The following is a 1,102-nucleotide window of genomic DNA, read 5'->3' as shown; positions in this document are numbered from 1 at the left end:
AATACAGCGCTTGGGCTTTATTGCTGGGCGTCATGGTATCAAAGATATCACCTGCGACAATCAATATAACTACTTGCTGTGTGCTAATGGTGTCCTCTAACCACTGCAAAAATGCCTCAAACTCTTCATAACGCAGACGACCATAAAGCCTGCGTCCCAAGTGCCAATCGGAGGTGTGCAATATTTTTAAAGGTTTAGTAGAGGTATATTTAGAAGCAGTAGATAGGGGCATAGTTTGGCTTATTATTAAACGTCAGAACAGGGGTTAGGTGGCTTTCATTCTAGCAAGAATCGTTGGAATTTTCTCTGTTGCCAAAAGAAAACCCTGCCAATCATCTATTGGCAGGGTCGCTTTGCGTTACAGGTAATAATAAAACACAGAAGATTAATCGACGATGAGCTGCTCTAGATCATCTCCTGAATTTGTCGCAAGATTTGCTATCATCGATAGCGCATGAGCTTGTTGATCTATCGGTTGTTTTACTGCTTCACTTGTCGTACCCTCACGCAGCCAGTTCTCATCTGAAGGAGCATTGTTTTGATTTTGCTGATTATACCAAGCCAAATCATGATGCAGGCTGACCACGTCGCCCATGATAAGTAGAGCAGGCGTCGGCAACTCGGCGTCCTCTTGTTTGGCAACAATCGTTGCAAGCGTACCAGTCAATACTTGCTGATTGGGCATACTGGCATTAGAGACAATAGCAATGGGCGTATCAGCACTACGACCAGCGTCAACCAAGCCTTCAGTCAAGCGCGCTAGCGAATGCAAGCCCATATAAAATACCACCGTCTCATCGGTGTTCAAGAAATTTTTGAAGTTACTGTTGGGTGCGCCTGCTTTCAAGAATCCTGTCACAAAACGTACGGATTGTGAGTGGTCACGGTGAGTTAAGGGTATGCCAGCATAGCTCGCAGCGGCATTGGCCGCGGTGATCCCTGGTACGACCTGATACGGTATGCCATGAGCGCGCAGGCTTTCAATCTCCTCACCGCCGCGACCAAAGATAAACGGATCGCCACCTTTTAAGCGAACCACACGCCGACCTTCTTTGGCGCTATTGACCAATAACTCATTGATGCCAAGCTGCGCGACCGTGTG

The 1,102-nt window shown here is 47.0% G+C and carries 2 protein-coding genes; both read right to left on the bottom strand.

The window, feature by feature from the left end:
* The coding region (locus ACS8FC_RS14745) for a metallophosphoesterase family protein (RefSeq protein ID WP_439297321.1) at nucleotides 1-232 on the bottom strand (232 nt) is incomplete at its 3' end.
* A 153-nt stretch (nucleotides 233-385) separates the two neighbouring features.
* On the bottom strand, nucleotides 386-1,102 hold a 717-nt coding region (gene cobA, locus ACS8FC_RS14740), incomplete at its 5' end, for a uroporphyrinogen-III C-methyltransferase (protein WP_439297320.1).

It is taken from the genome of Psychrobacter sp. 1Y4 (genome assembly GCF_051847555.1).
Note: the sequence above shows the minus strand (reverse complement) of the source record. Positions and strands in the feature narration are given on the sequence as shown.